This is a genomic window from Pseudomonas sp. Sample_21 (assembly GCF_004307525.1).
Taxonomy (GTDB): domain Bacteria; phylum Pseudomonadota; class Gammaproteobacteria; order Pseudomonadales; family Pseudomonadaceae; genus Aquipseudomonas; species Aquipseudomonas atacamensis.
Map to the genome: position 1 here is coordinate 1 of NZ_RCNZ01000072.1, position 9,381 is coordinate 9,381.

At 62.0% G+C, this 9,381-nt stretch carries 11 protein-coding genes; 3 read left to right on the plus strand and 8 right to left on the minus strand.

Annotated features, from left to right (window positions below; all coding sequences use genetic code 11):
• A partial coding sequence (locus tag D8U71_RS12495) for a DUF6124 family protein (protein WP_130887876.1) occupies positions 1 to 333 on the plus strand: 333 nt, incomplete at its 5' end.
• A 105-nt stretch (positions 334 to 438) separates the two neighbouring features.
• Here D8U71_RS12495 and D8U71_RS12500 read toward each other — a convergent pair.
• The 8 genes from D8U71_RS12500 to cpaB are packed head-to-tail and all read right to left on the minus strand — an operon-like array spanning position 439 to position 7,886.
• Entirely contained in the window at positions 439 to 711 is a 273-nt protein-coding gene (locus D8U71_RS12500; RefSeq protein WP_110603770.1) for a DUF3613 domain-containing protein, read from the minus strand.
• Positions 712 to 720: 9 nt separating this feature from the next.
• Positions 721 to 1,443, minus strand: a complete 723-nt coding sequence (locus D8U71_RS12505; RefSeq protein WP_130887877.1) for a tetratricopeptide repeat protein — start codon at positions 1,441 to 1,443, stop codon at positions 721 to 723.
• A 23-nt stretch (positions 1,444 to 1,466) separates the two neighbouring features.
• A complete protein-coding gene (locus tag D8U71_RS12510; protein WP_024011441.1) occupies positions 1,467 to 2,351 on the minus strand; it encodes a type II secretion system F family protein in 885 nt (294 codons plus the stop codon).
• A gap of 1 nt (position 2,352) precedes the next feature.
• On the minus strand, positions 2,353 to 3,237 hold the full coding sequence (locus D8U71_RS12515) for a type II secretion system F family protein (RefSeq protein ID WP_130887878.1): 885 nt from the start codon (positions 3,235 to 3,237) through the stop codon (positions 2,353 to 2,355).
• A gap of 17 nt (positions 3,238 to 3,254) precedes the next feature.
• The gene (locus D8U71_RS12520; protein WP_039763729.1) at positions 3,255 to 4,523 is read right to left on the minus strand and encodes a CpaF family protein; all 1,269 of its coding nucleotides are present in this window, start codon (positions 4,521 to 4,523) and stop codon (positions 3,255 to 3,257) included.
• Positions 4,520 to 5,710 carry a pilus assembly protein gene (locus D8U71_RS12525; RefSeq protein ID WP_130887879.1) on the minus strand — a complete coding sequence of 397 codons (1,191 nt, stop codon included), beginning with the start codon at positions 5,708 to 5,710 and terminating at the stop codon, positions 4,520 to 4,522. The genes D8U71_RS12520 and D8U71_RS12525 overlap by 4 nt, the downstream gene beginning before the upstream one ends.
• Complete coding sequence (locus D8U71_RS12530; protein ID WP_130887880.1) at positions 5,707 to 6,924, minus strand: type II and III secretion system protein family protein; 1,218 nt, start codon at positions 6,922 to 6,924, stop codon at positions 5,707 to 5,709. The genes D8U71_RS12525 and D8U71_RS12530 overlap by 4 nt, the downstream gene beginning before the upstream one ends.
• Positions 6,925 to 6,944: 20 nt before the next feature.
• Positions 6,945 to 7,886 (minus strand): Flp pilus assembly protein CpaB, encoded by a 942-nt coding sequence (cpaB, locus tag D8U71_RS12535; RefSeq protein WP_130887881.1) that lies wholly within the window; start codon positions 7,884 to 7,886, stop codon positions 6,945 to 6,947.
• 338 nt (positions 7,887 to 8,224) lie between these two features.
• On the opposite strand from cpaB, the gene D8U71_RS12540 reads away from it, so the two are divergent.
• Positions 8,225 to 8,431: a Flp family type IVb pilin gene (locus D8U71_RS12540; RefSeq protein ID WP_122748111.1), complete on the plus strand. Its 207-nt coding sequence runs from the start codon at positions 8,225 to 8,227 to the stop codon at positions 8,429 to 8,431.
• Between the two features lie 82 nt (positions 8,432 to 8,513).
• The gene (locus D8U71_RS12545; protein ID WP_130887882.1) at positions 8,514 to 8,921 is read left to right on the plus strand and encodes a response regulator; all 408 of its coding nucleotides are present in this window, start codon (positions 8,514 to 8,516) and stop codon (positions 8,919 to 8,921) included.
• The last annotated feature ends 460 nt before the right edge of the window (positions 8,922 to 9,381 follow it).

Below are 9,381 nucleotides of genomic sequence, written 5' to 3' on the forward strand. Positions count from 1 at the left end.
TCCCCCGCCACCCCGCTCGAAGACGCCATGCGCGCCGACGATCTGGTGAAAAACCGCGAAGCGATAAAACGCGCGCTCGATTTCTATCTCTGCCCCGCACCTGCAAAACCGCACCCGCCCAGCACGCTGTTCATGGTGGTGCCCAATGTCGATACCGAAAGCTTGTTGGCGCATGCCTGTGAGTCGCTGGCGTCAGCGAGTGCGATGGCGAGTAATTTCGCTGGCGAGTTGAGCGGGTTTCAGCGCAGCACAGCGTTGGCGATTCAGCAGATTGTCATGCTGGCGGAGTTGGCGGTGAATCGGGCGCTGGATCGGGTGGATCCGCAGAGCTGAAACCGCGTTATCGTTCTTCGCGAGCAGGCTCGCTCCCACCGAAAGCACGCGGTCGACTGTGGGAGCGAGCCTGCTCGCGAAGGGGCCTTTAAGCGCACCAACAAACTAATTCTTGCTCTCGATCTTCCCGCCCGCATCCGGATCGTAAAAATCCGGGATCTCGTATTGGTATTTCTTCAGCCAGCGCTGCATCGCCAGTTCGCGTTCGGTGGCTGTTGCACTCTGAGGTTTCGGCGAGGCGGCTTTGTTGCGGCTTTGCAGGACCAGCCAGCCTTCGGTTTCCTGTTGTTGCGCCGAGGCCGGGCCGGTGTCGATGGCGTGGCCGCTGAGGGGCAGGGTGAGCAGGGTCAGGTAGCACAGGCCTTTGCGGATGGTCATGGCTGTCTCCTATTCGAGCGTCGGCGGTAGGGGGTCGATGAAGGCGGCGACGCGGTCGCCGGGTGCGGCTTTGGCGTTGGTCGGGGCTTTGAGTTTTTCTGCGCGTTGCTGCGCTTCGGTGAATTGTTCCGGGGTCAGTTTCGAGCGGCTGACGACCTCTGCGGCTTGGGGCCAGTCGTTCTGGTAGAGCAGCAGGGTGACCATGTTCAGCGTCGCCAACTGATTGTTCTGGCTCAGTTCGATGGCGGTGAGGAATTCGAATTTCGCTTCGTTGATGCGCAGTTGGTTGAGGTAGACCACGCCGAGGTCATTGCGGATTTTTTCGTCGGTGGGCGCCAGGCGCGCGGCGCGTTGCAGGTGGGCCTGGGCCTGCCCGTTGTCGCCACGGGCGGCGTAGACCTGGCCCAGGCCATGTTCGGCCTGGGCGGTGAGGCAGCCGCCGAGCAGGCTGCGGTAGAGCGGCTCGGCTTCGCTGCGACCGAGCAGGCGATAGACCTTGGCTTTGCGCAGGCGCACTTCGCTGAGGTTGTCCGGCAGGCTTTGCAGGTTGGCCAGGCTGGCGTGGAGCTTGCCGTCGCTGGCCAGATCATCGGCGAGGTTCAGCGACAGCTCCTGCTCCGAGGTCAGTTTGCTGCAGCTGGACGGCGACAGCAGCGAGGTCCACGGCGCCTGGCCATCCGTGGCGCAGCCGCTGAGCAGCAACAGACTTGCCATGACTATCAGTACTTTCATCAAACGCTCTCCATGAGCCAAGGTCAGTTTGCGAACGCGCGGGCAATGGCGGTGAAACCCGGGCCGGCCAGTACGATCAGCAGGGCGGGAAACAGAAACAGCATCATCACCACCGACATCTTCGCCGACATCTTCGAGATGTATTCCTGCAGCCGGGTCAGGCGTCGGTCATCGAGTAATTGCTTGAGCGCCAGCAGTGATTTCATCGCACCGCCGCCCTGGTGGATCAGTTGCTGGAGGATCACGCAGGTGTCGGTGAATTCATCCACCGCGAGCATCACCGCGGTCTTGTTCAGCTCCTGACCCAGCTCCAGACCCGAGTCGACGCGGCTGAGGATCAGGCGCAGTTCGCTGGTTAGCTCCGGCAGCAGTTTTTGCGCTTCGACGCTGAGCACGCGCAGCGCTTGTTCCACGGCCATGCCGGATTCAAAGAGGATGCGCAGCAGCGGAATGAACGTGGAAATTTCCACGGCGATGGTTTTCTGTCGGCGGGCGGCGGCGTAGGCGAGCAGGCGTTTGGGCAGTAGATAGCCGCCGCCTGCGGCGAACATCGGCGCCATCCAGCGGTGGCTGGTCTGCGGGAAAAACACTTCCTGCAAAAAGATCGCCAGCCCCAGAGCGAGCAGCGGCGTGCCGATCTGGCAGGCGGCGAAGAGCGCGCGTTCGTTGGCGCGGCGCCAGCCGAGGCGGCCGAGCAGGGTCTGGGTTTCGCTGTCGATGCTCACCGAGCCCCGGCCGAAACGGCTGTTGCCCAGCGCGCGCAGCCAATGGCCGAAACGGTTTTCCCGGACCAATTGGCCATGCAAGCGCTGATGCACCTGACGCACGCGGCGGCGCTCGGTGAGCAGGTGATTGCCCAGCAATAACAGCGAACCGAGGAACAATAACAGCGCGGCGAGCCAGACCATTTCAAACGCTCCGCAACATGCGCCACAGCGCCAGACTGCCCAGCACCTGCAACGCGGCGGCGCTGAGCAGCATGGTCTGGCCGCTTTCGTCGTGCCACATGCCGAGCATGTAGCCGGGGTTGGTCAGCATGAAGTAGCTCACCAGAATCAGCGGCAGCAAACCCAAAACCCAAGCGGTCATGCGCGTTTCCCCCGTCAACGCGCGCAGCTGCCGCGCGCCCTGGTCGCGCTCGCGGATCAGTTTGATCAGATTCTCCAGCAACTCGCTGGCGTTGCCGCCGTAGCGGTGGTTGACCTTCAGGCCGAGGGCGAACATGCGCAATTCGTCCTGCTCGTAGAGTTCGGCAAAATCGCTGACGGCGTCAGGCAAGTTCACCCCCAGTTGCACGTTGCGCTGCACCCGGCCCATGGCCGCTTTCAAAGGGTCTTCACTGGCTTCGATGGCGCCCAGGACTGCGTCGCTGAGGGTGCGGCCGGACTTGAGGCTGCGCACGGTGTGGTCGAGCAGTTGCGGCAGTTGTTCGATCATGCGGCGAATCCGTTGCCGGTAGCGAATGGCGATGTACAACCGCAACGCCACGGGCGGGACGAGCAACATGATCAGCAAACCAACCCAGCTCCCGAGTATAAATCCCAGGCCCATCGCCGCGGCCCACAGGCTCAGCCACAGGCCGAAACGCTCGCTCGGCCGACCGAGGCCGGCACGTAAAAACATCCGTTCCAGTCCCACCCATTTCGTCTGTTCCACGGCCAATTGCGGTTGCCCCGCAGCGAGTCGATTGAGGACTTTTTCCGTCGCGGTCTTGCGCAGGCCTTGCAGGAACAGATAGATCGACAGCCCGAGCAGCATCAGGCAAATGGCGATGAGAATGATCGGTCCCAGCATCTGCGTGCTCCTCGCCGTCAGCCCAGGTGAGCGTCTTGGCGCAGCTTGTCGCCGGCCGGGTTGACCGCTTCGCGCACAAAGCCAAAGCCCGTGCGGCGGTCGAGGCGGAACAGGGTGTTGGTGACGTAGACGTCCTCGCGGATGCCGACCACTTCCACCACTTCACTGACGCAGCGCCGGCCATCGGGCATACGCGTCAGTTGAATGATCACGTCAAGGGCGGCGCAGATCATCTGACGCAAGGTGCGTTCGGCAATCGAGCGCCCGGTCAGGCCGACCAAAGTCTCCAGACGCAGCAACGCGTCCTGGGCATTGTTGGCGTGCACGGTGCTCATCGAACCGTCGTGGCCGGTGTTCATCGCGGTGAGCACGTCGACCACTTCGACGCCACGGATTTCGCCGAGAATGATCCGGTCGGGACGCATGCGCAGGGCGTTGCGAATCAGGTCGCTGGCCTTGACCTCGCCATGACCCTCGGCATTCGGCGGACGGGTTTCCAGACGCACCACATGCGGATGGCCGAGTTGCAGTTCGGCGACGTCCTCGATGGTCACCAGCCGCTCGTGCGGGTTGATCAATTGGCTGAGGATGTTCAACAGCGTGGTCTTGCCGGTGCCGGTGCCGCCGCTGATCAGGATGTTGCAGCGCCTGCCCACGGCGTTCTGCAGGAATTCGAAAATTGCCAGATCGATGGTCTGCATCGCCATCAGGTCGGTGCTCTTGAGCATGTCCTTGCGGAATTTGCGGATCGACAGGCACGGGCCATCGAGGGCGATCGGCGGGATGATCGCGTTGACCCGGCTGCCGTCCGGCAGGCGCGCATCGACCATCGGCGAGGACTCATCGAGGCGGCGGCCGAGCGGCGCAAGGATGCGTTGCATGACCCGCTCGACGTGATGCGCATCGATAAAACGCAGATCGCTTTGATGCAGTACGCCGTCGCGCTCGATGAACACCCGGTGCGGGCCGTTGACCAGAATTTCCGTCACCGACGGGTCACGCAGCAGGACTTCCAGTGGGCCGAAACCGGTGAGCTCGTCGACGATTTCCTCGCCCAGGCGCTCCATCTCGTAGCGCGAAATCGCCAGGTGCAAACGCGCGATGTATTCGGCGACCTTGTCGGTGACGAACTGCGCCAGTTGCTGGCGTGAACCTTCCAGCAGGTTTTTCCCCGACTCCTCGATCGCGTCGATGATGTAGCGGTGCAGAACCAGTTTCAGGCCTTCGTGATCGCTGTTGCCGATCGCTCCGCGTGGCGTCGCGCCAAAGAGTTTTTCTGCGCTCATGAGTGACCTCGCAGACGATCAAACCAGGTGACTTTCGGTTTGCTCAGGCCTTCGGAACGCTTGGCCAGACGTTCGCCGAGGGCGCGCAGGCTCTGGGTGAGTTTCTCCCGGGGCGCCAGTTCGAACAGACTCACGCCCTGGTTTTTCGCGTTCAGGCGCACGTCGGGACTAAAGGCCAGCACGGCGATGACTTCCAGATTGAAGGTCTTGCCCAGGGTCTCGGCATCCGGCGCGACGTTGCTCAGGTAGCGATCGATCAGCAAGCGCCCGTGCTCGAGTTTCATGCCTTTCTCGCGCCACTGGTTGAGCACGGCGAGGTTGCGTCGGCAGTTGAGGACGTTCTGGTCGGTGTACCACAGCAGTTTGTCGCAATGGCTGACGAAGGTGCGCAACGCTTCACTGTCGGCCTGCCCGGTGAGGTTCACGACAATGTGCTGGAAGTGCTGGCGCAAGGCGCTGAGCAGCATGTACAGCTCGGCGGCACTGGTGGATTCCAGCGGCTCGTCAGTGTTGGCGTAGGCAAGAATGCGCAGGCCGTGCTCGGCGCTGGTGAAAGCGCTGTCGATCAGCGTGGCGTCGAGGCGGCGCAAATGACGCAGGGCATCGCCGAAGTGAAACGAGCTCTCCAGACCCAACAGCGCCAGACTATCGCCACGCGGCAGACCGAGGTCGAGCAGCAGGGTTTGCTGGCCGCTTTTCTGCACGACCATGGCCATGTGATTGGCGATCAAGGCGCCGTCCGACGCGCCTTGCACACCGTACAGAACGGTGAGGCCGCCGAGCTGGGTGCTAGGTGTAACGGCCGGCAGACGCTTACTCAGGCGCCGCACCAGTCCGGCGACTTCGCTGGAACGCGAGCCATAGGCCACGAAATCCCGTGCGCCGGCGCGCATTGCATTGAGCACCAGCTGATTGTCCATGCCGTCGCCGAGAGCAACGATCGCCAGCATCGGCTTGGCTTCCAGCGCACCTTCGATCAGCGCGCTCTGCGCCACGACATGCTCGCGGTCGAGACCGACGAAGACCAGACTGGCGAACGTTACATCGACCAGTGCGAGCAATTCGTCGAGGCTGCCGGCACCGGCGCTGATGACCTGGCCGAGTGGCGCGAGGGCGCTTTGCAGCCATTCCACATCGGTGCTGTTGCGGGTGATGGCGAGAAAGGTCTGGCTGAGATTCTGGTTCATTGCGACAACCCGCTGCGCTTGTCGAAGTTGCCGTTCTCGAGGAAGAACATGCGATAGAAATTCGGGTCGTAATTGCGCAGTTTCTCCCCCGGCAACGACGGCAAACGCGCGTCCGCCGCCAATGGCTGGACCAGATGCGGGGTGACGATCATCAGCAGCTCGCGCTCTTCGCGTTTGATCTGCGAACCCTTGAAAAACGCGCCGAGGATGGGAATGTCGCCCAGGCCGGGAAACTTGTTCACTTGCGAGCTGTTGGTGGTGCTGATCAAACCGCTGATGACAAAACTTTCGCCATCACCCAGCGACACGCTGGTGTCGGTACGGCGGATGGTCAGCGCCGGAACGGTGGTGCCGGCGATGTTCACCGCGTTGGCAAAATCCAGTTCGCTGACCTCCGGGGCGACCTTCAGCGCGATGCGGTCGCGGCCGATGATGGTCGGCGTCAGGGTCAGGCGGATGCCGAACTCCTTGTACTCGATCGACACGCTGTCGCTGCCGGAACTGGGCACCGGAATCGGGATTTCCCCGCCGGCCAGGAAGCTTGCACTCTGCCCGTTCAGTGCCACCAGACTTGGTCGCGCGAGGGTGTAGGCGAAGCCGCTGGTTTCCAGGGCGTTGATGATCGCCATGGTCTTGCCGCCGACCCAGGAGAAATTGAACAGCGAGTTATCCACCGGCAGGCGCGGCTGCGGCACGCCGTCGATCGGTGGCAGCGTGCCGGGCGAACCGAACAGGAAATTGCCGCGCGTGCCGATCAGCGACGCCGTGGCTTCCTTGAGTTTGGTGCGGCTGACTTCGACGAAACGGATGTCGGTCTGCACTTGCGACGGCAGGGTCGGATCGTCGGACGGCACGCTGCTGGTCAGCGCCGTGGTCGCCGCGCCCTGGACAAAGACCATGGCTTTCTGCGGCTGCGCCGAGCAGGCGGTCCAGACCATCAGGCTGGTCGCGCCGGGGCCGACGCCCGTGAGCAAAAAGGACGAACCGCCATTGGCATGCACGTCGGCAATTTTCGGGTCGCCCACTGCCAGCCGAGTGATTGCCACCGATGACTGCATGTCCTGCTGGAAGCCTTCACCGATTTCGATCACCGAGGGCAGGCGCGGCAGTGCCGAGCAATTGCCCACCGCCGCGAAGGCGCTGTTCATCGTCAATCCCAACAACAGCAAGGCCCGGAGCGCCGGTTTCAATGTCGGTCTGAGTCGACTCTGCATGCACGTGAATCCTTGCGCAGTCATGGGGTTTGTTGGCTGATCTGGTTGCCGCGTATGATTTCCACCGCAGGCCTGGGCGCCGCGCCGGCACTGGCGGTGGCAGGTGCTCTTTGCGCGCTGCCCAGGGCGAGTTGGGTGAACTGGAAAAGCTGACTGTTGGCGCGATCCAGGTGCGCGGGCGATTGCGCTTCGCCGGCCCAATATTTGGCCAGCCGCTGTTCTTCGCTGCTGCGCACCGCGAGGCGCAAGGTGCCGACTTGAGTGGCAAGCATCAGGCGACTGAGCAGTTGTTCCGGCACCGCCAGCACCACGGTGCGTGCGGCGATGCGGCGCTGGTCCTGTTTGAGTTTTTCTTCGGCGCTGAGGTTGGGGGAAGCCGGTTGGCCGTCGTTGGTCAGGCCGTACTGATCACCGACCCCGAGCACGCGCAAAGCCGGAACGGCGATCTGCGCCGACTGCTGCAGATTGCTCGCGTCCTCGCGCAGATACAGCAGCACATCGACGTAATCCCCCGGCAGCAACTGCCCGGCGCCACCGATCACTTCATCGACGGCCACGGTGAGCGCGCGCTCGTCGCGGCGAATCATCCGCGCCAGCGCGCCGCCGGCCTGAAAGCTTTCGTCATTCAGCCAGGTGCCGGCGCTGAGGTGGCGCCAAGGTGTGCGACCGACTGCTTGTTCAATGCTGGTCAGGCTGCCGGCCGGTGCGCTGCGCAGTTTTTCCACGGTCACATCGGCGGCGGTCAACGGCGTGAACGGCGCTACATCGTGGAGCAGCACCACCACCGGTTGGCGGGTCTGGTCTTCGGCAATCGCGACAGTCTGTTCAATGCTGACCGCTGGGGCGACGGGCGCTTCGGCGACCGGGGCCGGCTGACGACTGAGCACCAGCCCCCAGTAACCGACAAAAACCGCGCCGAGCAACAGCAACGCGGCTAGGCCCATGGTGACGCGACTGTTCATGACGGCTCTCCCTTTCCTGCTGCACAACCGATTGCATTTGCTTGCGAAAGGCGGACTGCTTCGGCAGCTATGAACATGCAACTATTTCGCTATTTCCAAGCTAGCTGATCCAAGCAAAAGCGCCATTAATGACAGGCGAAATAACCGTACCAAAGTATGAATCTGGCCAGTTAACAGCCGGAAACGGCGGAAAAACGATGGGATTAATGCTTTGTGATTAATGCGTTCTTACAGTTGTTGGGCGGGGGTTTGTTGACAATGCTCAGGTGGCACGGTGGAACCTTGCCGCGGTGGTGATGTCGGCGCCAGAGGCGCGAAGGAGTGGACCTATGTTTCGTATGACTTTTGATTATGTGATCGCCAAGGCTCGCGCGTTTGCCCGCAGTGAAGAGGGTGCTTCGGCGATCGAGTATGCGATTGTGGTGGCGATGGTGGCGGTGGTGGTTGTGGCGTTCATTACGCCGATTGGAGATCGGATCCTGGCGATATTCAACAGCATTTTGAATGCACTTCCGGCGGCACCGGCACCGGCTCCGACTCCTTAAGCACCCTTCGATTTTTATGAACTCTGCACCTGGCTGATATCGCACTACACTGGATTTACCTTTCAGTATTCAGGTATTGCCTATGAACGCGTCTTCGTCGCCCCGCCAACAGTTGCTTCTGGTTGATGATGAAGAAGACGCGTTGCTGGAGTTGGCGGAGTTGCTGGAGGGGGAGGGGTTTGTCTGTCATACCGCGACGTCGGTGAAGTTGGCGTTGCATCTGTTGACCCGGCATCCTGATATTGCTTTGGTGATTACTGATCTGCGTATGCCGGAGGAGTCGGGCATGTCGTTGATCAGGCGGTTGCGTGAGCATACGTCGCGGGAGCATTTGCCGGTGATTGTGATGTCGGGGCATGCGGATATGGAGGATGTCAGCGATATGTTGCGGTTGCAGGTGCTGGATCTGTTTCGCAAGCCGATTTATCACGTTAGGTTGTTGGAGACTCTCGATAATTTGTTTCCCAAGCCTCGGGTTGGGGCTGGGTGAACTCGGCGGCCTTTGGGCCGACCGTGTTCTTGGGGGGTGGGGGAATATCCGTTGCTGCGGGTGTTGCGGCTGGCGGTTTCGCCCTTACGGCGACTTACTTTTTTACAAGCGCCTAAAAAAGTAAGCAAAAAACGCTTGCTCCTACGTTCGGCCCTCGCAGGCTCGGGTTCCTTCGCTCCGGGATCGATCCGGGCGCAGCGGCTACGGTTTGCTTCGCTGCACCTCCTTCCGCTGTGTCTGGCTGCGCCAGACGGTCGCTGCGCTCCCACGCCCGGATCAATCCCTCCACTCAGCCTTCCGACGTCGCCGGTGGATCAAGATCAAGAGCACTCGAGCTTGCGCTCATTGTTGAGTGGTGCGGCTTCGCCGCGGGCAGCTGCGCTGCTTTGCTTTTGCTTTTGCTTTTGTGGGAGCGAGCCTGCTCGCGAAGGCGGCCTGCCAGCCGACCTGTTTCTCGCTG